Origin of the sequence: Cystobacter fuscus DSM 2262, from assembly GCF_000335475.2 — a bacterium.
Classification (GTDB): domain Bacteria; phylum Myxococcota; class Myxococcia; order Myxococcales; family Myxococcaceae; genus Cystobacter; species Cystobacter fuscus.
In genome coordinates this window covers 661248-687876 of the sequence record NZ_ANAH02000066.1, presented here as the reverse complement: position 1 = coordinate 687876, position 26629 = coordinate 661248, and the positions used below count along the sequence as shown (strand labels likewise).

Below are 26629 nucleotides of genomic sequence, written 5' to 3'. Positions count from 1 at the left end.
AGACACATGAGCACGGACTCTTCTTCTCCCTTCTCCTGGCACTTCAACCTCGGCCGCATCCCGGTCGTCGTCGAGCCGAGCTTCTGGCTCATCACCGCCATGTTCGGCATGCTCGGCCGGATCGACGACTGGCGCCGCGTGCTGTCGTGGGTGGCCGTCTGCTTCGTCTCCATCCTGATCCATGAGCTGGGACACGCGCTCATGGCGATGAGCCTGGGCTGCGACGTGGCGGGCATCCGGCTCTATGCCTTCGGCGGGCTGACGTACCCGGATCGGATGCTCAGCCGCTGGCGCGACGTGGCCGTCACCGCCGCCGGACCGTCCGCGGGCTTCCTGTTCGGCGGACTGATGATCGCCGTCAACTACTTCGTGCCCCCGCAGACGACACTGGCCCAGGTCATCTTCAGCCAGCTCATGTGGGTGAACTTCGGCTGGGGCATCATCAACCTGCTGCCCGTGCTCCCGCTGGACGGCGGGCAGATCCTGCGCGGCGTGCTGGGCCCCACGCGGCAGCGGCTCACCCTGTGGGTGGGCGTGATCGTGGCGGGCCTGGCGACGGCCCTGTTCCTCTTCATCCGCGCGTTCTTCGCCGCCTTCATGTTCGGCCGTATGGCGTACGACTGCTGGCAGGCCCTGTCGGTGGCCCGGGACGTCAAGCCGCTGCCCCCCGTGCAGGCCGTGGAGCCCGAGCCGGAAGCGCTCGCGCGCGGCTGGCAGGCGCTGCGCTCGGGCCAGGATACCGAGGCGGCGCGGATGGCCCACCTGGCGCTCGCGTCGGCCCAGCCGGGCGCGGAGACCAACGCGGTGAGGGACCTGCTCGCCTGGGTGGCGCTCGCCGAGGGCAACCCCCGCGCCGCCCTGTCCCACCTGGAGAAGGTCCAGCCGCCCAAGGACGCGCGGTCCTTCAGCTGGGCCATGGCCTACGAGGCCGCGGGCCTGCCGGATCGCGCCCTCGCGCCCGCGCTCGCCGCGCTGGAGCAGGAGCCCTCCGAGGCCGTCGTGGCGCTGGCGGTGCGTCTGCTCGTGAAGGCGCGGCGGCTGGAAGAGGCCGAGCGCACCGCTCGCGACTTCGCCTGGAAGTCCCTGGCCCGGCGCGACGCGCTGCTCGCGGACATCGCGGTGGCCCGGGGAGACTTCGACGCGGCGGCGGCGCTCTTCGCGGCCACCTTCGAGAGCACCGGCCGCGCGGAGGAGGCCTACCAGGCCGCCCTCAACCACGCGCGCGACGCTCAACTGGAGCGCGCCGCCGAGTGGCTCAAGCGCGCGCTGGACGCGGGGTATGACGACCTGGAGGCCATCGGCCTGGAGCCCGCGCTCGCCCCCGTGCGCTCCGCGCCGGAGATCGCCGCGCGGCTCGGTCAGCGCAAGCCCTGACGGATGAGCCCCACGGTGCGCGCCATGTCCCCGGGGAGCGGGGACTCCAGGCGGCGCGCCTCCACGCCCGGCAGCGCGGGCCACTCCAGCCGGGCCGCGTGCAGGGGCGTGCGGGCCAGCACCACGTCCTCCCCCTCTCCGCCCAGCTCGCGCGCCGTCCACGGCGTGTCGCGCCCGTACTGGTGATCCACCAGCAGCGGGTGTCCCAGGGACAAGAGGTGCACGCGAATCTGGTGCGTGCGGCCCGTGAGCGGCTCGGCCTCCACGAGGCTGGCCGAGGAGAACACCTCCACGGGTTGAATGCGCGTCGTCGAGGGCTTGCCCTCCTCGCCCGGCCGGGCCACCCGCATGCGGCCCTTGCGCGCGGGCGCGAGCGCCGCGTCCACCACGACGGGTGCCTCCAGCCGGCCCTCCACCAGCGCGAGGTAGCGCTTGTGCACCCCTCCCGCCTCGAAGGCCATGGACAGCGTGCGGTGGACCTCGGGCGTCAGGGCGAACACCACCACGCCCGAGGTGTCCCGATCCAACCGGTGCACCACGAACACCTTGCGCCTGAGCTCCGCCTCCAGCACCTCGCGCAGCGAGGGGGCGCTGTCCTCGGAGCGCCCGGGGATGACGAGCATCCCCGCGGGCTTGTCCACCGCGAGCACTCCCCCGCCCTCGAAGAGGACGGGGACGCGCGCGCCGCTCACTCGTAGTCCGAGGCCGGCACCACCTTCACCGACCCCAGTCCCTTGAGCTGCTTCTTCACCGCGGACGCCTTGCCCAGCAGCACGATGAGCGGGGGGTTGGGGAAGAGGTACTTCGCCGCCACCTCCTGCGTCTGCTTGGGCTTCACCGCGTGCAGGCGCTCGCGGAACTTCTCCACCCAGTCGTCCCCGAGCGCGTGCACCCGGATGTCGCCGATGACGGACGCCACCGACTCGTTCGTCTCGGTGCGCATGGGGTAGAGCCCCGCCAGGTAGCGCTGCGCCTTCTTCAGCTCCGCCGCGCTGATGCCGCCCTCACGCACCTTGGCCACCTCGGCCAGCGACACGTCGAGCATCTCCCGCGTGCGCTCCGTCTGGGTGAAGGTGGAGATGGCGAACACGCCGCCCACGTTGAGCATGTCGAAGTAGCTGCTGATGCCGTACGTCAGGCCGCGCTCCACGCGCACCTCGTTCACCAGCCGCGAGGTGAAACCACCGCCGAGCACGTTGTTCATCGCCGTGGACGGGAAGTAGTCCGGATGCCCCATGCGGAAGCCCGGGCCGCCGATGCGCACCTGCGTCTGCGTCTGGTCCGGCTTGTCCACGAGCAGGATGCGGCCCGAGGCCATCTTCCCCAGCTCGGGAATCCGCGGCGCCGCCTCCGGCCCGCCCGTCCAGCCCGCGAAGGCCTTCTCCGCCTCGTCCAGCACGAGCTTCGGATCCACCGCGCCCACCACCGACAGGAGCGCCACCTTGGGCCCCAGCCGCTCGCCGTGGAAGCGCACGAGATCCTCGCGCGTGAAGGTGCGCACGTGCGCCGAGCTGCCGCCGATGTCATGGCCGTAGGGGTGCCCGCCCCACAGCGCCCGGGTGAAGGCCCGGTCGACGATCGTCGACGGATCATCCAAGTCGTTGGCGAAGCCCGCCAGGGTGCGCTCGCGAGCCAGCTCTACCTCGCGCTCGGGGAAGGACGGCTCGCGGACGATCTCCCCGAGCAGCCCGATCATCGCCGGGAAGTGCTCGGCGGGCGTGGTGACGAAGAACGACAGCAAGTCCTCGTTGCTGCCCACCGAGAAGCTCGCGCCGACGAACTCGATGGCCTCGTCGATCTCATCCGCGCTCCGCTTCTGCGTGCCGCGGCGCATGAGCCGGGCGGTGAAGTCCGCCAGGCCGTGCTTGTCCTTGGGATCCACCGCGCTGCCCGCGCGCACCACCAGCCGCATGGCGACGAGCGGCAGCGGACCCCGTTCGGCCGCCAGCACACTCAGCCCGCTGGAGGTGGTGCTCTCGTGCAGGGCGGGCAACATCAGCGCGCTCGTCGTCGGGGCGGCCGGCTTCTTCTTCGTCGCGCTCTGGGTCGCCATCACGCCACCTCCTGCGCGTCCACCGCGTCCACCGTGGGCACGGCCCCGTCCGCGGGAGCCGTGGGCCGCACCGTCACCACCGAGCGGCGCTCGGGCGCGAAGTACTTCGCCGCCACCGCGCGCACCTGCTCGTTCGTCGCGGCCGCGTACACGCTCGGCAGGCTCAGGCCGTCGCGCCACGAGCCCAGCAGGGCCTCGTAGTGACCCATGGCGTGGGCCCGGCCGCTGTTGGTGGCCAGCTCGCGCAGGTGGTCCGCGCGCAGGTTGTTCTTCGCCTTCTGCAACTCGCGCTCCGTGAGGCCCTCGGCCACCAGGCGCTGGAGCTCCGCGTAGAGCGCCTCCTCCACCTTGCGCGGATCCGAGTCCGGCTTGAGCTCCAGGAAGAAGAGGATGATGCCCGGATCCAGCCGCCAGCCCCAGTCCACGCCCACCGACACGGCGAGCTGGGTGTCATAGACGAGCTTCTTGGTCAGCCGGCTGCCCTCGCCCTTGGCCAGCGCGTACTGGATGACGTCCAGCAGGAGCGTGTCCTCGTCGCGCGCGGCCGGGCCGCGGTAGGCGATCATCAGGGCCGGGGACTGGGCGGGGTGGCGCACCTCGGCGCGGCGCTCGCCCTTCTGCTCGGGCTCGGCGTCGAGCACGGGCGCGGGCGTGGGGCCCTTGGGGATGTCCCCGTAGTACTTGCGCACCAGCGCCAGCGTCTTCTTCGGCTCGATGTCCCCGACGATGTAGAGCACCGCGTTGTTGGGCGCGTAGTAGGTGCGGAAGTACTGCTCGCAGTCCTGGCGGGTGATGTTCTCGATGTCCTTCTGCCAGCCGATGACGGGCCAGCGGTAGGCATGCGCCTTCCACACGAGCGTGCCCAGCTCCTCGTCCATGATGCCGGTGATGTCGTTGTCCACGCGCACGCGGCGCTCTTCCAGCACCACCTGGCGCTCGCTCTTGAGAGCCACGTCGTTGATGCGCAACGAGCGCATCCGGTCCGACTCCAGATCGAGCACCGTCTCCAGCGCGTCCGAGGCGAAGTCCTCGTAGTACACGGTCATGTCCGTGGACGTGTAGGCGTTGGAACGGCCGCCGTTGGACTCGAGCGTCTGATCGAACTTCTTGGGGCCGTACTTCTTGGCCCCGTTGAACATCATGTGCTCGAACAGGTGGCTGATGCCGGTGATGCCGGGCCGCTCGTTGCGGCTGCCCACCTGGAAGAAGGTGTAGAGACTGACCACCGGGGTCTGATGGTTGGCCAGCAGACGCACCCGGAGGCCATTGGGCAGCGTGGCCTCCTGGACGTCGAACAGGGAGAGGAGGACGGGATCCGCCGTGCGCGCGGCGGGTTTCGCGGGAGCCTTCGCCATAGAGGCTCACCGTATAACGACTCTCCGCCGGGGCAAGCACGCCTTTCACCTGGGACTGTCAGGCAGGCTTCCCTCTTCGCTCGCCCAGCGGAGGACCCCGCTCCTTCCACGCCTCGCTCCGGCCTGGAAGGCGACCGCCGAGGGGGCCGAGGCCCACGGGCTCAGCCCGCGTCGTGTTCGACGAGCTCCCGGCGGTACTCCGCGAACTCCTGCAGCGTCTTCACCTCCGTCGCCAACAGGTAATACTGCTCCTCGTATTCCTCCACCGTCCGCGTCGTCAGCGGACTCTCGCCGATGTCCGCCGTCACGTCGTACACCTGGCGGAACTTCTGGATGTCGAACGGCTCCTTGTCGGGACTGCGCCGGGCCTCGGCGATCGCGTCACGGATTTCTTGTCTCGCACTCATGGGTGGTTCCTCGGATGCGGGCATTCAGGGTGCGCGGCTCAGTTGATCTTCCTGGAGTGCGCATCGAGCGCCTGTTCCAACGTCATGCCCTGGAAGCGCGACAGCGCCTCTCGCATGGGGGCCTTGAAGGCCTCCGGCGCTTCCTCGACCTGCTTGTGGATGAAGTTCGAGTCGATCACGATGCGACGAGCCACTTCCACGGACTTGTAGGGGTTGCTCTTCACCGAGCGGTCGAACAACTGCTCCTGCTCTTGCGTCTTCGGGCCGTGCCATACGCCATCGCGCTTGTAGGCCACCCGGACCGGGGTCCCCTTGTTGTCGGGCACGAACAGGTCGTAACTGGTGACTCGCGGGTTGTCGATGACGCCCTTGAAGCCGCGCACACGCGTGCCATCGGAGGCCACTTCGTCAGGACGCCCGCGGAGCACCTCCTCGCGGTTCACCCGGGTGCCGATGAAGCCCTCGGCCACCGCGTTGAAGGGGACCCGGGGTTCGGCGCTGTCGATCGGGCGCATCAGGACGCGGACGGCCGAGCGGGTGAGACCCGAGTCGATGTCGACGATCTGAACTTTCTTGTCGTGCTGCTCCGCGGTCCGCAGCATCTCGCTGAACTCATGGCGCTTGGCGAAACGCTTGTCATACACCAGCGAGGAGCCCTTGGTTTTGAGCATGTCGTACTCGACGCGCTGGGAGATGACGTTTCCCTCCTGATGTGCCTGTTTATGGCTGATGGTGTTCTGGCCATCCGGCTTGCGTGCGAGCTGCACCAGGTCGGCCTTGATGGGATCGGGGTTGATGGCACCGTCGAGGTGCGCGCCCAGATGGGCGAAGTTGTCGAGCGTGCGCAGCGCCGTGGTCTTGCCCGCGGCGGTGTTGCCCATGACGGCGACGATGGTGTTGGGGTGGCCGTGGGCCGCCATGACATCCGAGAGCCGATTGGCCGCGTCCTTGCGCTGCTGGCCGAGCCGCTGCTGGATCTGGGCCCGCTCCGGGTGCCAGTTGCCCGGCTGGAGCAGGAAGCGCTCGGTCTGCGCATAATTCGGCTTTCTGCCCTGGTGTCCCTCCGCGGGGTTGGAGAAGACTTCCGTGGTGGACAGCTTGCCACCACTGTTCGCTATCACCTTCGAGAGATCATCGTAGGGAGGGGGGGAGCGGCGGCGGACCATGGCCAGCACGTCCCGGGCGTTCTCGGGGGTGATCTGCTGAAGGCGCTTCGTCGCGGTGGGGCCGCCCCACGGACGGAACTGCCCCTGATGTGGCGCCCGCTGGCCCCGGTTGTCCAGAGCGTGCGGAAGGTCCACTGGAGCCTTGGGGGGGGACCCCTGGGTGAATGAACTCGCCTCGTCCATCGCGGCCTGGTCTGTCTCCGCGGCGGTGGGGGTGGCGGTAGTGGCGGCGGTGGGATGCTCTCCCCTCACCTCCTTGCGATGTGCACCATGTGCACCATGGGTGTTGTCGGTCGGCTTGTAGCGATGACCGTGCCCACCCCTCTTGATTCCATTGCTATCCATATTGGAAATCTAGTGTATTCCAATGTGGACCGGAATGCCAGGATTGCTGGACTCCTCGCCGGGGCAAGCACGCCGTTGATGTGGGGACGCTCAGGCATACTTCCTTTTTCGCCCCCCGCCGGAGTCTCCATGCCCCCTGCCGTCATGCCGTGGTCGCCCGAACACCTGCGCGACCCCTACCCCTTCTACGCCTCGCTCCGGGAGTCCGCCCCCGTCCTCCAGGTCGAGCCCTTCGGGGGGGCGTATGTCATCACCCGCTACGACGACATCACCTCGGTTCTCAAGAATCCGGGAATCTTCTCCTCCCAGCGCGTGGCCCCCGTGGTGTCGCTGACGGCGGAGAGCGGCGAGAAGGCGCGCGGGTACTTCGGCAACTCGAAGAACCTCATCTCCGCGGACCCGCCCGAGCACACGCGCCTGCGCGCCCTGGTGGGCCGGGCCTTCACGCCCCGCCGCGTCGCCGAACTGGAGCCGTGGATGCGCTCCCTCACGCGCGAGCTGCTCGATCGCATGCTCGCCCGGGAGGAGTTCGACCTGATGAAGGAGCTGGCCGTTCCCCTGCCCGTCACCGTCATCAGCGAGCTGCTCGGCGTGGAGCCCGAACGCCGCGAGGACTTCAAGCGCTGGTCCGACGACGTCATGAAGACGATTGCCATGGCCGTGGGCACGCACGATCCGGCCCCCATCCTCGCGAGCCTCCAGCAGTTCCACGCCTACCTGGAGCGGATCATCGAGCAGCGGCGGCGCGAGCCGCGCGAGGATCTCATCAGTGCCCTGCTCGAGGAGAGCGAGGGCTACCTGGAGGTGCCGGATCTCATCTCCTTCACCCGGGTGTTGCTCGTCGCGGGCAACGAGACCACGGCCAATCTGTTGGGTAACACCATGGTGGCCCTGCTGCGCCACCCCCGGGAGCTGGAGCGGCTGCTGGAAGATCCCTCACTCATCGCCTCCGTCGTCGAGGAGGCACTGCGCTATGACGGGCCCCTGCAGGCGCTCGTGCGGGTGACCGCGGAGGACACCCAGGTCGCGGGCCACCGTATTCCCGAGGGAGCACGCGTCATGCTGCTGCTCGCGTGCGCCAATCGCGACCCCCGCCGCTTCGTGGAGCCGGACCGGTTCGACATCACCCGCGACAACCCGAGCTCGCTGTCCTTCGGGCACGGCGTGCATTTCTGCCTCGGCGCGCCCCTGGCGAGGTTGGAGGCGAAGGTGGTGCTCGAGGAGCTCGTCTCGCGGGTGCGCCATGTCTCGTTCGCCCCCGGCCAGGAGCAGCGCCTGGACTGGGGTGACTCGCTGCAACTGCGCGGCCCCCGCGCCCTGCGCTTGAGGGCCGAGCGGCGCCCCGCCCCCTGAGAAGCCGTCGAGGAAGGTGTCTCGCGGTGCGGGTGTGGACGTACCATGGGCGTGGGGGAAGGACCGTGGCCAGGGAGGGGCCCGGGTCCGGTCCATCCCTCGAACGACCGAGGACGACATGACCACCCCATCACTCGCCGCGCCCCAGCTCGTCGTCAACAGCCGCATGCTGTCTTCGACTCGCTCACGTACCTGGGGGTAGACAATGCGCGCTGACTCGCCAGGGGCAAGGGGAACGGGGCTGTTGCTCGCCCTGTCATTGCTGTCCAACGCCTGTGCGTCGCTGAGTCCTCCGCCCGGCCGGGGGATGAGGCTGCACTACACGCCGCACGAGGTCACAGGGCCCGCAGTGGCCGGAGGGCCGAGCGAGGAGTCTCGGCTCGCCCGCTCCTCCCCGCCACCCTCCCCGCCTGGGCCTGAGACACCGGAGCGGCTGCACCGGCGCCGGGACTCGCGGGAGGCCGTGACAGCGGCGGGTCCTGGCCGGGTGGAGGGGAATGCGTGGCCGAGCGCCCTCGCGGCCCACGTGGCATTTCTCGGTGCCGTAGACGAGGTCTCCACCTCCTCGCGCCGCGTCTCCAGCGAACTCTCCAGGCTCAAGGCCAGCCGCCTGGGCGTTGCCGGCGTAGGCAGCGGCATCTTCGTCCGCTACCTCGAATATGGCGAACGTCAACGGCGGTGGGTTGACGCCGAACTCGCCGCCGCCACCCGGCTGGCCATTGCCGCCTCGGAGGTGGAGGACTCGGACATGCGGCTCGCCCTGCTGCGCATGGCCGGCCCACGGCTGGAAGCCACCATGATGGGCTCCATTCTCCTGGCCGTCTGGGTTGACTTTCTCCACCTCACCGACGTCGCGCTCTCCGGGCACCTCCATGGCGTGGAAACGCTGTTCATGAATCTGGACCGCATCCAGAAGATGCTCGAGCCCACCATGACGGCACTTTCCTCGTTGGAGCCGGAGCAGGTGGAGGCCGCGGCGCAAAACGTCCCTGCCCTGGTCGGCCACCTCACCGGCGAGTTCGCCGCACTCCGTGAGGCCATGCGCAAGGGGGCGGAAGTCCTCCAGAAGGCGCTGGTACTGAAGGAAGCCATGGAGGCACTCACCACGCTGTCGGGGCTGAGGTACTCCCTGCCCCGGCTGCTGCCGCGAGCCGGTCCCGCCACGCTCGGAGTGGGCTTCATGGTGGGCTCCAACGGCGTGATGATGGGCACACGGATTGTCGTCTCCGCCGAGTGGGTGGAGATGATGCGCCAGTTGGTGCGGGCGGGTGTCCTCTCCATGCCCGCCGTGAGCGCGGCGGTGCGGATTCAGGCGGGCCAGGTGATGATGGCCGAGGCGCACGGCGAGCTGCCCAGGGGCGTACGCGAGGCGCTGGGCGACAGCCCCGAGGTGCGGGGCATGCGCGTGACGGGCAAAACGGGGGCCGGAATGGCCGAGCCACCCCGGCACCACGTCATGCCCAAAGAGTTCCGAGAGTGGTTCGAGAAGCGCGGCTTCACCGGCGAGATGGAGATCGACCAGTTCTGCGTCAGGCTGGAGCAGGCCCACCACGAGGCCATTCACGGTGGGGGCGACTGGAAGCTGGGGCGCACATGGCCCGGTGAATGGAACCGGATGATCATGAAGGTGCTGCGCTACGCCGAGGTTGAAGCCGGCCGGACGTTGACGCGGAACGAGGTCCTGGACATCGTCGCGAGGTACATGAAGGAGTACAGAATCCCGATGAAATTTGTCCGGTGGAGAGGGCCATGAGCGACGGAGGTGCTTGGGAGGGCAACGTGAAAGCGCGCCTGTATGAGCGGGTGCGCCAGCGTGGTTATGATTCGCTCACCGCCTTCGCTGAGGCGCGCCCTACCGCCTCACTATTGGAACTGGCGGATGAGCTTGGTCCTGATGACATCGCAGCAGTGCAGGTGTTCAGCGGGTTGGTGGCTGAGGCGGAGCGTAGCCGCCGGGTCACACGGTTGGTGCGCGGTCAGCTAGTGCGCGAACTGGCCGAAGCACTCCCCAACGGCTGGCCGGGCGTTATTGATGATGCGACCCGCTTCAAGGTTGCCGTAGCACTCGCCCGTTGGGGGACCTACACCCCAGAAACTCATGAAGAGCATGTCGAGCGGGCCAAGGCAGCACTTCGCGCTTCTCCACCACCACCCGGGTGGCGAGCACTCGGCCCCGACGATGAGTTGCTACTCACGCTCCTACCCGACGAAGAAGCCTGAGCTTCACCCCTTGGAGAGCGCGATGACCGACGGACGCTCCTGGGAGGGCAACTGGAAGGTGCGCTTGTACGAGCGGGTCCGCGAGCGGGGCTACGACTCGCTCACCGCCTTCGCAGAGGCGCGCCCGACCGCTTCGCTGGTGGCGCTGGCCGAGGAACTGGGTCCGGACGACATCGCGGGAGTGCAGGTGTTCGGCGGACTGCTGGCCGAAGCGGAGCGACGCAAGCAGGTCACGCGCTTTGTGCGCGGCCTGCTCGTGCGCGAACTATCTCAGCGTCTCCCCAATGGTTGGCCGACCGTGCTGGACGACGATGGCCGCCTCAAGGTTGCCGTGGCGCTCGGCACGTGGTTTGCCGCCCTTGAGAGGCGGCCCGGGCCAGGGACCTCCCCTCCCCTGGCCCGCTGGGTATGCTCGCCGCCCATGCTCTCCTTCGACACGCCGACGCATCGCTTCCACCTGCGCGCCGCCGCAGTCATCCGCCAGGGCGCGCGCGTGCTGCTGCATCGCCTGGAGACCGACACCATCTGGGCACTGCCGGGCGGGCGCGTGGAGCCCGGAGAGGAATCCGCGGCCACCGTGCTCCGCGAGCTGCGAGAGGAATTGGGGCTCGAGGCCGCCGTGAGCCGCCTGCTGTGGGTGGTCGAGAACTTCTTCTCGCACGCGGGCCGGAACTACCACGAGCTCGGCATGTACTTCGAGGTCACCCTCCCAGACGACAGCCCTCTGTTGACCGGCCCCGGTCCGTACTTCGGCTCGGAGTCCGGGGCCGTGCTGAGATTCCAATGGTTCGCCCTCGAGGAACTCGAGCGGCTCGACGTGCGCCCCGCCTTCCTCACGCGCGCGTTGGGCTCGACCTCTCCAGTCCCCAGACACTTCGTCGTCCGCGACTGAAATGGCCGAGCGCGCCGGCCTGGATGCGCGGCCGCTCCTGCCAGATTGGACATCCCGGAAGCCGCGTTCCCCCACCCAGATGGGCGCGTTCCGCTGGAGCGCATGTGGCCAGGGCTACAACCACTCCAACGAGGACGCAATATCGTTCCACCCGGACCAGTACAGGCATGCGATGTCTGAAGTGACGGTAATTGAACTGCCCTGCCAATTCTCGTGCTCGAAGATCCGCGCGGCACCACCGAAGACCCTGATCGACGAAACTCTATCGTTCCAGTCCCCTCCCAAAGACCTGTAGAAGGAATTGATATCACGGGGGTAATAGAAGGCCTGTGACTCACCGCCGTAATCGCAGTGCTCATAAATCACGATTGCGCCGGCCTGAATACTGACATCAGCAGCGGATTTGGAGTCAGCATCCGCATTGACGACCTGCTGTGCGGACTCGACTTCACCTGCATCGTTGAACGCCCCCCCACATCCAACCGAAAGCGCAAACAGCAAGGGGAGAGCAGGCAAATGAGCACTCTTACTCGAACTCATGAAGTTCCTCACAAGGAGAACCGTCAGCTGGAAATTGGAAAGCCGGGATGCTGTACCGGAGGGAAAGCCTGCCTCCTATCCAGCCTGCTAGCAAGGCTGATACCCCAAAGGATGAGTGCAATGCCTCAGGAGCAAACTTTGCTCCACGAGAAAAACAAGAGCCGCTTTGAAAAGCGAACAGGCACAAGAAAGCCCACCATCAAAAGGCAAACAATCGAGCACCTGCCCGAACCTGCTGTCAGTCGTTTTCTTGCCCATTGATGTTCGTCATCACCCGGCGGCTCGCGCTCAGCCTCACACACGAACTTCGCGTAAGACGGGGGCGACCGCGAAGTAGAGTCGCCCCCACCATGAACCTCTCCCGACTCCGCCCGCCTCGCGCGTGGCTGCTGCTCCTGCTGGGCACGGCCTGCGCCTCCACCCCACCCGCTCCCGACCAAGGGACTCCGGCCCCACCCGCGGTGGGCCAGGCCCCGGCTTCCGACGAGGCCGTGCTCGCCGAGGACGTCCGCATCCGGCGCATCGCTCCCGGTGTCTGGCTCCACGTGACGCTGGCGGGCGAGGAGTGGGGACGCGCCCCCTCCAACGGGCTGCTCGTCGAGGAGGGCGACTCCACGCTCCTCGTCGACACGGCCTGGAACGCGCGGCAGACGGAGCTGCTGCTCGTCTGGGCGAAGGACACCCTGCACCGGCCCGTGCGCGCCGCCGTGGTGACGCACTCCCACGCCGACCGCACGGGCGGCATGTCCGCGCTCGTGGCGCGAGGGGTGCCCGTCCACGCGAGCGAGGACACCGCGCGCCTCACCGCCGGGCACGGCCGGCCCGCTCCCGACCGGCGCCTGCCGGAGACAGGGAGGCTGGGCCCGTTGGAGGTCTTCTTCCCCGGCGCCGGGCACTCGCGGGACAACCTCGTCGTGTGGCTGCCCGCCCAGCGTCTCCTGTTCGGCGGCTGCTTCGTGAAGGACGAGGGCGCCCGGAACCTCGGCAACGTGGCCGACGCGGACGTGGCGGCCTGGCCCGCGAGCCTCGAGCGCCTGCGTCAGCGCTTTCCCGACGTGCGCGAGGTGGTGCCCGGCCACGGGGAGCCCGGGGGGCCCTCTCTCCTGACGCACACCCTGGCCCTGTTGCGCGACGCGCCCCCGGGTTGACCCTCGCCCGGGAGGCGGTTCGCCGCGGCCCAGCCCCTGTTCCTCACATGCGGAGGAAACTTTTTTTCAGGCCCTACGAAAATGGGAACAGTTGCTCCCCCTGCGAACAAGCGAGTCCGCCCCCATGGTCGCCATTTCCCGCGCCGCCCCCTCCGCCGCCCTCCGCACCACCGCGGCCCTGTCCAACCCCGTGTTGCGCGAGGGGGCCCGGGGCGCCTCCGTCACCGCGCTGCAGAACAAGCTCAAGGCGGCGGGCTTCAACCCGGGCGCGGTGGATGGCGCCTTCGGGCCCAAGACGGAAGCGGCGGTGAAGGCCTTCCAGAAGGCGCACGGCCTCGCGGCCGACGGCGTGGTGGGCCCCAAGACGTGGGGCGCCCTGAACAAGGTGGGAGCGTCCTCGGGCGGCTCGGGCCCCACGCTGCGCGAGGGCGCCAAGGGCGAGGCGGTGCGCGCCCTGCAGAACCGGCTCAACGCCCTGGGCTTCAACGCGGGCAGCGCGGATGGCGCCTTCGGCCCCAGGACGGAGGCGGCGGTGAAGGCCTTCCAGAAGTCCCGCGGCCTCGCGGCCGACGGCGTGGTGGGCCCCAAGACGTGGGACAAGCTGGGCATCAAGGTGAGCGGCGGCTCGGGCCCCTCCGCCCCCTCGGGCGGTGGCCGCGTCGTCACCGGCTACGTCAACGGCGTGCCCCGGCAGATCAACCTCAGCCGCATTCCCAATGGCAAGGAGATGCGCACGGACGCGGCGGCCGCCTTCAACCGCATGCACGCCGCGGCCGCCCGCGCCGGCATCGACCTGCACGTCAACAGCGGCTTCCGCTCCATGGCCGAGCAGCAGGAGCTCTACCGCAAGTACTTGAACGGCACCGGCAACCTCGCCGCGAAGCCGGGCTACTCCAACCACCAGGGCGGCATCGCCGTGGACGTGAACGTGGGCAGCACCAGCAGCGCCACCTACCGGTGGATGGCCGCCCACGCGGACGAGTTCGGCTTCAAGCGCACCGTGCCCTCCGAGCCCTGGCACTGGGAATTCCGGCCGTGAGCCGGTGCTGACGGAAAACACACGGGCCCGGCGCCCGGGAGCCCAAGCACGGCGCGTTGTCCTACGATGCGCGCATGCTCCTTCATGCTGGAATGCTCCTGCTGGGCCTGGTGCTGCTCTACTTCGGAGCGGAGTGGCTCGTGAAGGGGGCGGCCGGCCTGGCCCGGGCGATGGGCGTGCGGCCGCTGGTGGTGGGGCTGACGGTGGTGGCCTATGGCACCTCGGCCCCGGAGCTGGTCGTGTCGGTGCTGGCCTCGCTCGAGGGCAGGAGCGCCATCGCCCTGGGCAACGTCATGGGCTCCAACATCGCCAACATCGGCGCCATCCTGGGCGTCACCGCGCTCATCCACCCGCCCCGGGTCGAGGCCACGCTCATCCGCCGTGAGCTGCCCGTGCTCATGGCCAGCACGTTGTGCATTCCCCTCTTCCTGCTCGATGGCCGCGTCTCGCGGCTGGAAGGCGTGCTCCTGCTCGCGGGCACGGTGGGCTTCACCTTCCTCACGCTGCGCCTGGCGCGGGAGCTCCGGGTCGAGGCGCCCGAGCTCCGGGAGGAAGTGCGCGAGGAAATCCAGGAGGAAGCAGCGGTGGGCTCTCGCGCCGCGCTGGTGGGACTCTCCACCGTGGGGCTCGTGGGGCTGGTGGCCGGCGGCAAGCTGTTCGTCGACGGGGCGAGCGCCCTGGCTCTCGCGTTCGGGATGAGCGAGCGGGTCGTGGGGCTCACCATCGTGGCGGTGGGCACCTCGCTTCCGGAGATGGCCGCCTCGGTGGTGGCGGCACTTCGCGGCCACTCCGCCATCGCCATCGGCAACGTCGTCGGCTCCAACATCTTCAACATCCTGTTGATCCTGGGATGCGCGGCGCTCACGCGGCCCATCGAGGCGTCGCTGGGCGAGCTGCGGATGGAGCTCGGAGCGCTCCTGGGTTTTTCCCTCGCGGCCGTGCTCGTCATGCGGGGGGCGCGCCACGTCAGCCGCCTGGAGGGCGGGCTGTTGGCCGCCAGTTATGCGATGTTCCTCGGGGTCGTCGCGTTCATGTAGGCACTCCCGAAAGAGGACCCTGTCATGCAACCCCTCTCGCCGCCTGATTTCAGTTCGCAGAACTTCAAGGCCAACCCGTTTCCGTTCTACGCGCGCCTGCGCCAGGAAGCGCCCGTCTACCACTTCACCAGCCTCACGAAGGAACCCACCTGGCTGGTGACGCGCTACGAGGACGTCTCCCAGGTCTTGAAGCACGCGAGCCTGAGCAAGGATGTCTTCGGCGCCGCTGGCGCGGAGCGCAGGGCGCGGATGCCCTGGCTGTTGAAGATCTTCGAGCCCGTTTCCCAGAACATGCTGAGCAAGGATCCGCCGGATCACACCCGGCTGCGCTCGCTCGTGCACAAGGCCTTCACGCCGCGGTTGATCGAGCAGCTGCGCTCGCGCGTCCAGGCGCTGTCGGACCGGCTGCTGGACGAGGCCGCGCGCAAGGGATCCATGGATCTCGTCTCGGAGTACGCGCTGATCGTCCCCGTGACCATCATCGCCGAGATGCTGGGGGTGCCCCCGAGCGACTACCGGAAGTTCCAGCACTGGTCCAACCGGCTCATCTCGAACACGAACCTGTGGGACGTGATCCTCTCCGTGCCGAGCGTGGTGATGTTCACCCGCTACCTGCGTCAGCTCATCGCGCGGCGGCGCTCGTCGCTGGGAGACGATCTGCTCTCGGCCCTCATCCAGGCGGAGGAGGCGGGAGACAAACTCAACGCGGACGAGCTGGTCAGCATGATCTTCCTGCTGCTGGTGGCCGGGCACGAGACCACGGTGAACCTGATCTCCGGCGGCACGCTCGCCCTCTTGCAACACCCCGAGCAGTTGGAGCGGCTGAGGAAGGAGCCCGGCCTCATCGAGCCGGCGGTCGAGGAGCTGCTGCGCTACGCGAGTCCGGTGGAGGTCTCCACCGAGCGCTTCGCGAAGGAGGACGTCACCGTGGGCGGGGTGACGATTCCGCGAGGGCATCTCGTCTTCGCGGCGATCGCCTCGGCCAACCGCGACGAGCGTCAGTTCAAGGATCCGGACACGCTCGACCTGGGCCGCGAGCCCAACCGGCACCTGTCCTTCGGGATGGGCATCCACTACTGCCTGGGAGCGCCGCTCGCGCGACTCGAGGGGCAGATCGCCCTGCGGACGCTGGTGAACCGGTTTCCGAAGCTGCGCCTGGCCACACCGGCGCAGTCGCTCAAGTGGCGCACGGGCGTGCTGATGCGCGGGCCCCAGCGGCTGCCCGTCTCGCTGTCCTGAGCCCGCCGGAGCGGGCCCCGTGACGCCCCCGCCCAGGCACCGTCATCGCGGGGGACGGCGCGTGGTCCGCTCATCGCAGAGGGTCCCCTCTCCGGACGGGCCGACGCACTTCAGGCCCGGCTCCGTTTCCGAGCCCGGAACGAGCCGCTCGCACCAGCGCCGCACCACCCGGTGCACACAGGCCTCGTCCGCTTGGGAGGGCCGTCGGAGTTCGAGCTGGAACGCCCGTCCTCCCGGGGCCACGCCCGACACCACGGGTCCTTGGGGGAACGCCCGCGCCTTCACGAGAGTCCAGAAGGGGCGGGCCTCTGCCAGGGCCGCCGCCACCTCGGCCTCGGGCAGGGGCGCACAGGGCCCGGCGCCCGGACACACCAGGACGCGCGCCGTGGCCTCCAGGTCGCACCGGGTGCAGCTGACCTTCGAGCGCTGGAGGAAGGGCGAGGCGCCGCCGCGCAGGAAGTCGAGCTCGGCGGCGGCCCGGTCCGCGGGGCGGGTGCGCGAACAGCTGTGGGTGCTCAGGCCCTTGGACTCGGAGCCCTCGGCGTACACGAGGTAGTCGACGCCCTTCTCGAAGTCGTAGCCACACGCGGTGCCGAACACGCTCGTGGTGACGAGCCGCTGGGGGCGGGCCTTGCCCTTGAAGGTCTCGGTCACGGCGAAGGTGGCGCGGTACTCGAGCGGACGCCCCTCACCCCCCACGCGCTGGAGCTCCTCGACCCGCCCCCGGAAGACGGTGGAGGCCCGCGCGCGTGCCTGCTGGAAGGCGACCCGGTCGTCCGGCTCGCGCCCGCAACTGCACGCCCGCGCCTCCGAGGTCCACGCGAATGGGACGAGGAAGACGATCACCCCCAGGAGCCGGAGCCAGAGCATGCGGCCACTCTAATCCGGGGTTGAGTCCGTGAGTCGGTCCCCCGTCATGGGCTCGGGAAGAGGTCCTTCTGGAGGGGGACAGCGGTGTCGAGATGGCGTTGCACCGTGCTTCGGGCCGCCAGGGCGAAGTCGCGCAGCTCGGCATTCCGGAGCTGGGGCTGGAGCACGCTGTCCATCAGGAACAGCGTCTTCGCGTGGAGGGAGACCTGCACGTCCATGTAGACCAGATCGAATGTCCCCGTGTCGGCACTCGAGCGGAGGATCGCGAGGATCTGGTTCGACTCCGCCATGAGCTGCTGACTGAGCGGGTTCTCACGGGGCGTGATGCGCAGGGCTTGCAGGCGCGTTTGGAGTTCCTGGTTGACCGCCGTGTGCTCCTGGACCATCTGCTCGGCGAAGCGACGAACCTCCGGGCTCGTTGCCTGCTGTCGCGCGAGCTCGCCCTGTTGGATTTCGCCCATGTTCACGGTGAGGACCACCTGGGCGATCTCCTCATCGCTCAAGGCGGGCAGGCCGATATCCGCGGCCACCGGGCATGACGTCCCATCGGTGTTGAGATGGGGACTGCCGTCGGTGGTGGTCGGGCCTTCCACGCATGCGCCAACCCCCAGCACCACAAGCGAGAGCAGGAGCAGCCGGGCGACGGAGCGCGGCGGGTTCTTCTGATGCATGGTTTCCCCTCCACCTGGTCCGCGCTCAAGGTGAGTCCGGAGGAATCCCCAGGCCATTGTTCTGGGAGACAGGGAACGGCCGAGCGCCCCACCCTCCGGTGCCTCAACACTGTCTGGCGTCCAGCTCCTGGGGCGTGGGAATGCGCAGCAGCAAGCGCATCCGGTGTCTGCGATTGTACCCCACGGAATAGAGGTCGCTCCCGATGGAGACCACCGCTGGAGGTGGAGGCTCGGACTGCTTCGCCAGCCAGGACTCCGCCTCCTCGCGGGTCGAGAAGGAATGGGCGGGGGGAGAGGTCCTGGAGGCGCGGAGGGTCTCCAGGTACTCCTCGAAGCCATGCTCCTCCCCCGTCCACATCACGAAATGGAAGGCGATCTTGGCGATTCTGAGAGCCTCGATTTCTTCGGGTGAGGACATCCGCTGCTCCATCTCGTAGAGGTGGAAGCAGACCACGTTGAAGAGGTCGAAGAGGTGGAACTCCGTGCCGAGCTTTGGAGGGGGATGAGTAAGCCTCCGGTCCAGCCCAGGTAGTGCCGATGCTCGAGGGGCAGCAGAGTGCGCGGCGCGATGACGACGAACACAGCGACGACGAAGACGGAGCCGGCGTGGTTGGAAGCAGCGCGGCGGCCGAGGTGGACAGCGGAGGTAGCAGCGCAGGTGGTGCGAGCCTGGGAAGCAGAAGGAGGCGCGCAGTCGGCCTTCATGCGCAAGCACGGGTTGCCGCGCGAGAGGCTGCGCTTCTGGACGAAGCGGCGTGAAGGGAAGGAGGGCGCACGGACGGCCATGTCCTTCGTGCCCGTGGAGGTGGCGCCTGCCAGGCCCGGCGAGGCGGGGCTGGTGCAGGGAGAGGCGGTACTGGTGGAAGTGGGCGGGGTGCGAGTGAGAGTGGAGGCGGGGGCCAGCCAGGGGCTGGTGGCGCGGGTGCTGCGAGCGGTGAAGGAGGTGCAGGGGTGCTGAAGCTACCGGAGGGGGTGAGAATCTGGGTGGCGACGCAGCCGTGCGACATGCGCAAGCAGGCCGACGGGCTGAGTGCGCTGGTGCAGGGTGGCCTGGGGCAGCAGCCGAAGTCGGGACACCTGTTCGTCTTCTTCTCCAGGAGAAGGGACTTGGTGCGCATTCTCTTCTGGGACGCCAACGGGTACTGCACCGTCAGCAAGAGACTGGAAGCGGGGCGCTTCCGGGTGCCGGCACCCGTGGAGGGCCAGGCGGCGGTGCACCTGGAAGCGCGGCAGCTCGCGGAGTTGCTGTCGCTGGTGGAGGCGAGCAGCGCGGTACGGCGAGGCGAGGTGCACTGAGTCCGCGCTTGCGCGCCCGGCCTGACTTCGTGCATAGGCAAGGCGCGCATGACTTCTGCCGTCACCGTCGAAGAAGAGAGGGGCCAGGAGCAACAAGCCCAGCCGCCCGCCTTCGAGGGGAAGGACTTGGAGGCGGTGCGCGCCTACATGCTGCAACTGCTGACGGAGGGCCGCGGCGAGCAGGCCATTGAGATGTTGTTGGGCCTGTTGGACCGGCTGCGCGAGGAGCACAGTTGCACGACGGTACGACTCCAGGAGGCGCTGCGGCAGCTGTACGGGCGGCGCAGTGAGAAGACGCCCGCCAACCCACTCCAACTCCTGCTGTCATTGCTCACCCAGCAGCAGTCCGCCGTGCCCGAGGCCGTGCCCGCCACCGCTGACGGCGCACAGGCAGCCGCCGCCCCAGCGGCCCCGCCGGCCGACGCGCCGAAGAAGCCGCCCAAGCGCCCGCCCTCGCGCGGCGCCCAGGCCCTGCCCGCGCACCTGGAGAGGAGAGAGGTGCTGGTGCCGCCAGCGGCCGAGGAGTGCCTCTGCCCGGGTTGCGGCGAGCAGAGGACGCCCATGGGTGAGGAGGTGAGCCAACGGCTGGAGTTGGAGCCGGCGCGCTTCTACGTGCGGGTGGAGAAACGCCCGAAGCTGGCGTGCCAGCGCTGCAAGGAGGGGGTGGTCGCCGCGCCCGCCGGTGAGGCGCCATTGCCGGGAGCGCTGCCCGGCCCGGGGCTGCTGGCGCAACTGCTGGTGGGCAAGTACCGCGACGGGCTGCCCCTGCACCGCCAGCAGGCCATTTTCGACAAACGCCACGGAGTGAGGCTGCCCGCCTCCACCCTGGGAGACTGGGTGGCGGGGGCCAGTGACTTGCTGCCGCCCGTGGTGGCGCTGCTCAAGCAGCGCACGCTGGCGGACTGCTTGCTGCACACCGACGACACCGGGGTGCGCGTGCTGGACAGGGACGACGCCCGCGGCATTAAACGCGGACACCTCTGGCCGTACGTGGGCCAGGGCGGCAACGTCTTCGTGGAGTACACCCCCGACTGGAGTGGCACGGGCCCCCAAGGGGTGCTGGCCGACTTCCGGGGCTACCTGGTGGTGGACGGCTACAAGGGCTACGAGGCCCTCTTCGGCCCCACCTCCCCGCGGATAGAAGTGGGCTGTTGGATGCATGCCCGGCGCGGCTTCGAGCGCGCCTATGTGGCTGGAGAGGCCCGCGGCGGCGTGGTGCTGACGCTCGTGCAGAAGGTGTACGCCGTGGAGCGGCAGGCCCAGGAGGCGGGGCTCTCCCCCGAGGCGCGCCTCGGCCTGCGCCTGTCGCACAGCCTGCCCGTCTACGAGGAGCTCTTCGGCTTGCTGGAGCAGTGGGCCCCGCACGTGCCCGCCAAGACGCCTCTGGGCAAGGCCATTGCCTACGCGCGCCACCGCTCCGTCGCCCTGGGCCGCTTCCTCCAGGACGGACGCCTGCCGGTGGACAACGGGGAGGTGGAGCGCCTCATCAAGCTCATTGTCCTCGGACGCAAGAACTGGCTCTTCCTGGGCAGCGACGCGGCCGGCCACCGGGCCGCCAGCGTCTACTCCCTCGTGCTCAGCTGCCACCGGCTGGGCATGGACCCGTGGGCCTACTTCCGCGACGTGCTGCCCAAGCTCGGCGACACCCGCTTCCCCGCCTCCCGCCTCGCGGACCTCCTCCCCGACTCGTGGGCCCAGCAGCAGGCTCAGCAGCGATAGGCTTGTCGACGCGCCGTCCATCACGCGGCCACCGTGCCACGCTCCTCGGTGGCCGACACCCTGGGCTGGACCGGAGGCTTACGGGGATGATTGGAGTCCTCCTCTGCCTCTTCTTCCTCGGGCTCCTCCGCCATCCGTGCCCACTCCTCCTGAGTAGGGAGAGGGAGCAACTTCCGGTGCTTGAGTTCGCGCACGTATGCGAGGTGATAGAGCAACTTCCCTACTCCAATGTACGCTCCGTGAGGTGGTGCGGGGTGGGCTTCAAGCCAGGCGTCGGCCTCTTCCTTCGTCGGGAAGGAGAGAACCGGAGTCAAAGGGCCCGTATTGAAGTTCTTGAGGTACTCCTCGAACTCCCCTGCCTCGTTCCGCTCCAGGATGAAATAAAGCGCGATCCTTGAGTTCTCGAGCGCCTCGTGTTGCTCCGAAGTGATGGCATGCCGCTCCACATCGTGGAGAAGGCGCAGGGTGCGCTTGATGAGACCTGAATCCATACAGGTGCTCTGGAGTAGCGAGAGCACCACCCGCGATCAAGTTTCGCGGCCGACAATGAAGAAGACCCGTCCCGCTACGCGGACACGCCCGCGGGGCGCTTGATGGGCAGGAACACCCGGAACGTGGTGCCCTGACCCAGCGTGCTGTCCACGGTGATGCGTCCGCCCATGCCCGTGACGATGCCATGGCAGATGGACAATCCCAGCCCCGTGCCCACGCCCACCGGCTTGGTCGTGAAGAACGGCTCGAACAGCCGGCGGAGGTTCTCCTCGGAGATGCCCGCCCCCGTGTCCTTCACCGACACCACCACCTCCTCGCCCTCGTGGTACGTGGAGATGCGGATCTCATTCGCCCGCAGATCCCCGTGCGGAATCGCCTGCGCCGCGTTGACGAGCAGGTTGAGGAAGATCTGCGCCAGCCGGGACTCGTTGGCCTCCACCGGTGGCACCTCGCCGTAGTCCTTCTCCAGCCGCGCCCGGTGGCGGATCTCGCTCCAGGCGATGTTCACGCACGAGTCGAGCACGCCCCGCACGTCCACCCAGCCGCGTTGATCCTCGGTGTCGCGCGAGAACGTCTTCAAGTCCCTCACGATGTCGCGCACCCGATGGCTGCCCGACAGCGCCTCCTTGAGCGCCTCGCGCAACTCCCCTCCCCGCGCGCTCCCCAGCGGCTCGCCCGCCTCGGCCATGGCCGACAGCTCGTCCTCCACGAAGTGCAGGTTGCTCAGCAGATAGGACAAGGGATTGTTGATTTCATGCGCCACGCCCGCCGCCAGCGTGCCCAGCGACACCATGCGCTCGGTGGCGCGCAGCTTCTGCTGCACCTGGCGGCGCTCCGTCATGTCCCGCGCGATGCACACCTCCGCGGGCCGCCCGTCGAACACGAGCGACAACGTCACCACCTCGCCCACCACCTCGTGGCCCTGGCGGTGGCGGAAGTGCACCTCGAGCAGCCCACTGCTCCCGGGGGACTCGCGCAGCATCGCCTCGCCGCCGGACAGCACGAACGTCTCGAGCTCGCGGCCCCGCAACTGCTCGCCGCTCATGTACCCCAACAGCCGCACCGCCGCCGAGTTGGCGAACAGCAGCGTGCCGCGGCGGTGGATGAAGATGGCGTCCGGCGAGCGCTCGATGAGCAGGCGGAAGCTCTCCGCCGAGCGCCGTTGCGCGTCCTCGGCCCGCCGGCGCCGCTGCTCGTTGCGCAGGCCCTGGAGGATGGCGCAGCACGTGGCCAGCACGGGCCGCAGGAAGTTGATGACCCCGGTGTCGAAGCCCCCCGGCCGGTTGGCCAGCCCCACCATGCCCACCATCTCCGTGGGCGAGTGGAAGGGCAGCCCCAAAAAGCTGCTCAGCGGCGGATGGCCCTCGAGCCGCGTGCCGAACTCCTCCCGGCACGGCGCGTTGTCCAGCACCGGCCGGCCACTCACCATGACGGCGCCGAAGAGCTTCTGCAGGTGGGGGAACTCCAGCCCCGTGGACAGCTCGCGGCGGTAGAACTCGCGCAGCGTGTCCGTCCACTCCACGTGGGTGACGGCGCGCGTGCGCAGGAAGGGCGTGCCCTCGGGCGTGAACAGCACCTCGCCGATGAAGCCGTACTCGCTGTGTGTGAGCTTGAGCAGCACCGTCAACAGCTTGTCGAAGAGCTGGTGCGTGTCGTGGCCCTGGATGAACTCCGTCTGCACCTCGGTGAGCGCGTGCAACAGCAGGTTGCTCGCCCGCAGCGATTGCTCCGCCGTGGGCGCCCCCTCCCGCTGTGTCTCCACCGGCTCTTCTTCACTCGAAGTGCCGGGATTCCCGGGCCGTTCCATCCGTCCGATCACCCGCTCGTGTCCGTTCGCGGGCTCGACCATCCTCTAGAACAACGGATGGGTCAACCTCTACCCACCAGGGTTCAATCCGACCGCTGATTTTCCCCAACGTGGGTGGGGCTCAGGCGACGCGCTTGCTGCGGGGGCCTCCGGAGCCCACCAGCTCCCGAGGGCCGAGCACCCGATCGGCGGGGATGCCGGCGTCGAGCGCCTCGCGCAGCCCGGGAGACAGGCCGCCGAGCAGCAGGAGCACCGAGGCATTCGTCCAGGCGAAGCCCAGGGTGCGCTCGCTCCGGGGCGCGAGCAGCGCGCCGCGGTCCGCGCCCTGGTTGCCGTACTCGACGGGGACCTCGGCCGAGCAGCGCACCACGTCGTACTTCTCCTTGACGAGGCCGTTGTGGCCCCCGGCGATGTCCAACACCATGGACAGCCAGCGGTAGGCCACCGCGTCGGCCTCGGCGTGGAAGCCGTAGCGGCGCAGGCCCTCCACGGCGATGACCTGGTGGGGCGCCCAGCCAAAGGGCCAGTCCCACTGCAAGTCCTCGCCCCCGGCGGCCTCGCGCGAGGCGCGGGTGCTCGAGGTCAATCCACCGTCGTGCAGGAAGCGCGGGAGCGCGGCGGCCACGCTGGCGGCCTCCTCGCGCGAGGCCCAGCCCGTCCACAGCGGATAGAAGGTGGCGAGGCTCTCGTAGGTGGAGCGCCGTCCGGCCACGAAGTCATGGTCGAAGAAGAGGCCCCGCTCGGCGTCCCAGAAACGCGCGCGCATGGTGCGCGCCCGGGCCCGGGCCGCCTTGGTGAAGCGGGCCGCGCGCGTGCTGTCCTCGCCCTCGACAAGCCGCCACACCGCCGCCAGGTCCATCTCGTACTGGAACAGGAGCGAGTTGAGGCACACCGGCTCGTGGTGGTGGGTGGCGGTGGCGAAGCGGTGGCACATGTCCCAGCCGCTCTCGCGGATGGCCCGGTCATGGCGGTGGAACTCGGCGTCATCCGGCCGCGCGCCGTCGTAGAAGGCGGACAGGTCCTCGGCGTCGGGCCCCTCGGCGTCGTCCTGGTAGCGCGACAGGCCGCCAGGCGTGGCGCGGGCACCGGTGCGGAAGACCTCCTCCCACTCCTGCTCGGCCAGGCGGGCCACGCGCTTGAGCAGCCGCCGGTCCGCGCGCACCGCGTTCACCTCCAGCGCCAGCCGGGGCATGAGCGGCGGCTGGGTGCGCGACAGGTGGTAGCTGAGGTTGGAGTTGGGAATCTTCCCGTAGTGCTCGATCTCGTAGAGCTGGTTCTCGAGCATGCCCCGGGCGAGCTCGAGGTGGCCGGAGGACAGGGCGCCCCGGGCATTGAAGTAGCTGTCCCAGCCGAACATCTGCACGAAGCGGCCGCCCGGGACGATGTAGGGATTGGGCAGGTAGAGCATGCCCGGCTCGCGCATGAGGGTGCGCCAGTCCTCGGCGCCGCGGGGCTTGTGCAGCGGCACCGTCTCCAGGCCGCCCACGCGGCGGGCCTCGGCGCGCAGCTTCTTGAGCGCCTGGCGGTCGCGCGCGGGCACGTACACGCGCGCGCGGCCCTGGGGATCCTTCACGGGCATCACCGCGAGGGCCTTCTTCAAGTCCACCGCCCGGTCCGAGCGGCGCACGAGCCCCTCCCAGCCCCGGTCCAGCAACTTGCGCATCGCCGTGGTGCGCGACTCCAGCAGGCGCTCCAGGGGCAGTCCGGGCTCATCCCCCCGGCCCTCGAACACCACCTCGGCGAGCACGTCCGCGGCGTGCGCCAGCCGCTCCGCGCCGGCCAGCTCCAGCCGCACGCCCGGGCCCAGCTCCAGGTCCACCGCGAAGCGCAGCCCCGCCTCGCGCGCCAGTCCGGCGTCGCGCTGCGTGAGCCGCCCATCGCGGTCGAGATCCAGGGTCATCAACAGCTCGAAAGCCAGACGCGCCGTGGCCGTGGCGACGGGCAGGGGCGCCGGGGCCACGGGCGCGGGGGACGGCTCCGGCGCGCGCACGGCGGCGCCAGGCGGCGTGTGAGGTGTCTGGAGAAGCGGCGCGGAAGGAGCAGGGAGGGACGGCGTCGGGAGGGGCACGTTCGACCTTCGGCAGGAAATACGCCGTGACAAGGTACACGACTCCTCGACGTCCCCCAATACCAGACAGACCATCCACCGCCGGAGGACGCGCGCGCGCCGCAATTCCTCCCAAGAATGTTTGCACTCCAAATTGATATTTGATTCTCCAAGTTTTTTCACGATCCGAGAAGGGGACGGCTTGGCGGGTGGGAGGCGATGCGTATCTTGCGCGCCACCCCACCCCGCCCGCCCACCTGGAGCGCATCCCCATGAACCCCCCACTTCGCCGTACCGTGTCCACCTGGGCCCCCGCCGCCCTGGTGCTGGCCTCCCTGGTCCTGCCGCCGCGCGCCCACGCCGACGCCGCGCCCACCCCGCTCGACGACAACCGCCGCATCACCCTGGGCTACATCGAGATCGCCTATGAGCTGGGCGGGCTGTTGGATCCCACGCTCCAGCCCGGCGGCAGCAGCCTCGTGCGGCCCCACTGGTTCGCCTTCGCGCCCCATGCCTCGCGCACGGGAGGCCAGGGCATGCTCTCCGCCGCGCTCGCGCGGAAGATCATCACCACCGCCCGGGGCGAGCCCGCGTTCTCCGTCCTGCAGTCGCTCACCCGCGCGGGCGTCACGGGCACCGTGCTGGCCACCCTGGAGCAGCTCTCCCTGGAGCTCGTCCTCCAGGGGCTGAGCATCGACGCGGCCACGTCCGTCGCCTCGCTCACCACGTCCCTCAACGGCGCGGCGCTGGCGGATCCCCGCACGCTACTCGCCACCTCCTCGCGCCTCGCCGCGCTCTACTGGAGCGCCCCGGGTGTCCATCCGCTCGACAAGGCGGAGGCCCTCGCCAACACCCTCGAGCGGGTGCTCCACGAGGGCAACCTGGCCATCTTCACGGACATTGGCGGCTCGGCGCGGCTGTTCCTGGACTGGCGCCGGGGCCTCACGGGCGAGGTGACGTCGGAGCGCGTGCTGGCGGAGTTCCAGCTCGCGGGGGCCGTGGAGTCCGAGGCGCGGCTCGCCTACACGTACGCCGTCGCCCACGCGAACGACACGCCCCGGCCCTACCGGCTGGAGGAAGTGCTGCCGGCGATGAGCTGGAAGAGCCTGCTCGTGGCGGCCTTCGCGCTCTACGAGGAGGCCCGCCACGCGTCCACGCCCGCCTGGCGCGACGCGCTCATCGCCGTGGGCAACAACTACGTGGCCTGGCGCGAGCAGCACGACATGGCGCAGCCCGTCTTCGCCCCGGCGCAAGTCCTGCTGGGAGAGGTGTCCCGCCCCGCCCTGCTGCAGGCCCTCACGCCCCTGCTCAAGACGGACTTCGGCACCCAGGAGTGGACCTATGCCGACTACGCCTACAGCCAGCCGGATCGCGACGGCAACCTGCTCACCTCGCCGCCCACCGAGTACAGCTGGTCCGTCTTCTGGGATCGCTGGTCGGGCATCCTCTACGCCTTCGACCAGGCCTATACCGATCCCGCCGCGCTCTGGGTGATGCCCGACCCCATCGTGAGCCCCCTCCCCTGAGCGGCACACGGAGGGAAGAGGAGCGGGGTCGAA

The 26629-nt window shown here is 69.3% G+C and carries 25 protein-coding genes and 1 pseudogene; 14 read left to right on the top strand and 12 right to left on the bottom strand.

All coding sequences use genetic code 11. From position 1 onward, the window contains the following. The first annotated feature begins 6 nt into the window (after nt 1–6). Complete coding sequence (locus D187_RS51280) at nt 7–1374, top strand: M50 family metallopeptidase (protein ID WP_002620983.1); 1368 nt, start codon at nt 7–9, stop codon at nt 1372–1374. Here D187_RS51280 and D187_RS43505 read toward each other — a convergent pair. From D187_RS43505 to xopAJ, 5 genes are all read right to left on the bottom strand, one after another. Beyond that, nucleotides 1359–2066: an RluA family pseudouridine synthase gene (locus D187_RS43505; protein WP_002620982.1), complete on the bottom strand. Its 708-nt coding sequence runs from the start codon at nt 2064–2066 to the stop codon at nt 1359–1361. The genes D187_RS51280 and D187_RS43505 overlap by 16 nt on opposite strands. After that, the gene (locus tag D187_RS43500; protein WP_002620981.1) at nt 2063–3427 is read right to left on the bottom strand and encodes a M16 family metallopeptidase; all 1365 of its coding nucleotides are present in this window, start codon (nt 3425–3427) and stop codon (nt 2063–2065) included. Before D187_RS43500 ends, D187_RS43505 begins: the two co-directional genes overlap by 4 nt. Continuing rightward, nucleotides 3427–4782, bottom strand: coding sequence for a M16 family metallopeptidase (locus tag D187_RS43495; protein ID WP_002620980.1), 1356 nt, complete (start codon nt 4780–4782; stop codon nt 3427–3429). Before D187_RS43495 ends, D187_RS43500 begins: the two co-directional genes overlap by 1 nt. A 161-nt stretch (nt 4783–4943) precedes the next feature. Next, complete coding sequence (locus D187_RS43490) at nt 4944–5189, bottom strand: hypothetical protein (RefSeq protein ID WP_002620979.1); 246 nt, start codon at nt 5187–5189, stop codon at nt 4944–4946. Between the two features lie 38 nt (nt 5190–5227). Further along, nucleotides 5228–6700: a XopAJ/AvrRxo1 family type III secretion system effector zeta toxin gene (gene xopAJ, locus D187_RS43485; RefSeq protein WP_155893985.1), complete on the bottom strand. Its 1473-nt coding sequence runs from the start codon at nt 6698–6700 to the stop codon at nt 5228–5230. Nucleotides 6701–6829: 129 nt separating this feature from the next. Here xopAJ and D187_RS43480 point away from each other — a divergent pair, with 129 nt between their 5' ends. The 5 genes and pseudogenes from D187_RS43480 (at nt 6830) to D187_RS53375 (ending at nt 11165) form a co-directional block, all read left to right on the top strand. Further along, nucleotides 6830–8053 (top strand): cytochrome P450, encoded by a 1224-nt coding sequence (locus tag D187_RS43480; RefSeq protein ID WP_002620975.1) that lies wholly within the window; start codon nt 6830–6832, stop codon nt 8051–8053. 526 nt (nt 8054–8579) lie between these two features. Continuing rightward, nucleotides 8580–9806, top strand: coding sequence for a hypothetical protein (locus D187_RS43475; RefSeq protein WP_002620971.1), 1227 nt, complete (start codon nt 8580–8582; stop codon nt 9804–9806). After that, nucleotides 9803–10273 carry an NUDIX hydrolase gene (locus D187_RS53380; protein ID WP_076606344.1) on the top strand — a complete coding sequence of 157 codons (471 nt, stop codon included), beginning with the start codon at nt 9803–9805 and terminating at the stop codon, nt 10271–10273. The genes D187_RS43475 and D187_RS53380 overlap by 4 nt, the downstream gene beginning before the upstream one ends. Before the next feature lie 22 nt (nt 10274–10295). Continuing rightward, nucleotides 10296–10628 (top strand): annotated as a pseudogene (locus D187_RS43470) (NUDIX hydrolase); the annotation flags it as partial. A 66-nt stretch (nt 10629–10694) separates the two neighbouring features. Beyond that, on the top strand, nt 10695–11165 hold the full coding sequence (locus tag D187_RS53375) for an NUDIX hydrolase (RefSeq protein WP_081714092.1): 471 nt from the start codon (nt 10695–10697) through the stop codon (nt 11163–11165). Between the two features lie 114 nt (nt 11166–11279). Here the strand turns inward: D187_RS53375 and D187_RS56065 are convergent, their stop codons facing one another. Further along, entirely contained in the window at nt 11280–11705 is a 426-nt protein-coding gene (locus D187_RS56065; RefSeq protein WP_155893984.1) for a beta/gamma crystallin family protein, read from the bottom strand. Nucleotides 11706–12055: 350 nt separating this feature from the next. On the opposite strand from D187_RS56065, the gene bla reads away from it, so the two are divergent. From bla to D187_RS43450, 4 genes are all read left to right on the top strand, one after another. Next, nucleotides 12056–12853: a subclass B1 metallo-beta-lactamase gene (gene bla / locus D187_RS43465; RefSeq protein WP_002620967.1), complete on the top strand. Its 798-nt coding sequence runs from the start codon at nt 12056–12058 to the stop codon at nt 12851–12853. A gap of 124 nt (nt 12854–12977) precedes the next feature. Further along, complete coding sequence (locus tag D187_RS43460) at nt 12978–13892, top strand: peptidoglycan-binding protein (protein ID WP_002620965.1); 915 nt, start codon at nt 12978–12980, stop codon at nt 13890–13892. Between the two features lie 74 nt (nt 13893–13966). Next, nucleotides 13967–14929 (top strand): calcium/sodium antiporter, encoded by a 963-nt coding sequence (locus D187_RS43455; RefSeq protein ID WP_002620963.1) that lies wholly within the window; start codon nt 13967–13969, stop codon nt 14927–14929. A gap of 24 nt (nt 14930–14953) precedes the next feature. Continuing rightward, nucleotides 14954–16168, top strand: a complete 1215-nt coding sequence (locus D187_RS43450; RefSeq protein WP_002620961.1) for a cytochrome P450 family protein — start codon at nt 14954–14956, stop codon at nt 16166–16168. A 42-nt stretch (nt 16169–16210) separates the two neighbouring features. Here the strand turns inward: D187_RS43450 and D187_RS43445 are convergent, their stop codons facing one another. The 3 genes from D187_RS43445 to D187_RS56590 form a co-directional block, all read right to left on the bottom strand. Next, complete coding sequence (locus D187_RS43445; protein WP_002620960.1) at nt 16211–17038, bottom strand: hypothetical protein; 828 nt, start codon at nt 17036–17038, stop codon at nt 16211–16213. Between the two features lie 44 nt (nt 17039–17082). Next, entirely contained in the window at nt 17083–17709 is a 627-nt protein-coding gene (locus tag D187_RS56595; protein ID WP_002620958.1) for a DUF4142 domain-containing protein, read from the bottom strand. 103 nt (nt 17710–17812) lie between these two features. Next, entirely contained in the window at nt 17813–18127 is a 315-nt protein-coding gene (locus tag D187_RS56590; RefSeq protein WP_162159760.1) for a hypothetical protein, read from the bottom strand. 150 nt (nt 18128–18277) lie between these two features. Between D187_RS56590 and tnpA the strand changes: the two genes are divergently transcribed. From tnpA to tnpC, 3 genes are read left to right on the top strand one after another with little or no spacing between them, the layout of a single operon-like run. Further along, on the top strand, nt 18278–18667 hold the full coding sequence (gene tnpA, locus D187_RS43430; RefSeq protein ID WP_043434693.1) for an IS66 family insertion sequence element accessory protein TnpA: 390 nt from the start codon (nt 18278–18280) through the stop codon (nt 18665–18667). Continuing rightward, nucleotides 18661–19005, top strand: a complete 345-nt coding sequence (gene tnpB / locus D187_RS43425; protein WP_002620952.1) for an IS66 family insertion sequence element accessory protein TnpB — start codon at nt 18661–18663, stop codon at nt 19003–19005. Before tnpA ends, tnpB begins: the two co-directional genes overlap by 7 nt. A gap of 48 nt (nt 19006–19053) precedes the next feature. Beyond that, complete coding sequence (tnpC, locus tag D187_RS43420) at nt 19054–20724, top strand: IS66 family transposase (protein ID WP_002620950.1); 1671 nt, start codon at nt 19054–19056, stop codon at nt 20722–20724. Between the two features lie 20 nt (nt 20725–20744). Here the strand turns inward: tnpC and D187_RS51275 are convergent, their stop codons facing one another. The 3 genes from D187_RS51275 to D187_RS43405 form a co-directional block, all read right to left on the bottom strand. After that, on the bottom strand, nt 20745–21215 hold the full coding sequence (locus D187_RS51275; protein WP_002620947.1) for a hypothetical protein: 471 nt from the start codon (nt 21213–21215) through the stop codon (nt 20745–20747). Nucleotides 21216–21289: 74 nt separating this feature from the next. After that, a complete protein-coding gene (locus tag D187_RS51270) occupies nt 21290–22978 on the bottom strand; it encodes an ATP-binding protein (RefSeq protein WP_020918684.1) in 1689 nt (562 codons plus the stop codon). A gap of 166 nt (nt 22979–23144) precedes the next feature. Continuing rightward, on the bottom strand, nt 23145–25013 hold the full coding sequence (locus D187_RS43405; RefSeq protein ID WP_002620939.1) for a trehalase family glycosidase: 1869 nt from the start codon (nt 25011–25013) through the stop codon (nt 23145–23147). 329 nt (nt 25014–25342) lie between these two features. Between D187_RS43405 and D187_RS43400 the strand changes: the two genes are divergently transcribed. Continuing rightward, the gene (locus tag D187_RS43400) at nt 25343–26596 is read left to right on the top strand and encodes a hypothetical protein (protein WP_043434342.1); all 1254 of its coding nucleotides are present in this window, start codon (nt 25343–25345) and stop codon (nt 26594–26596) included. Nucleotides 26597–26629 lie beyond the last annotated feature (33 nt).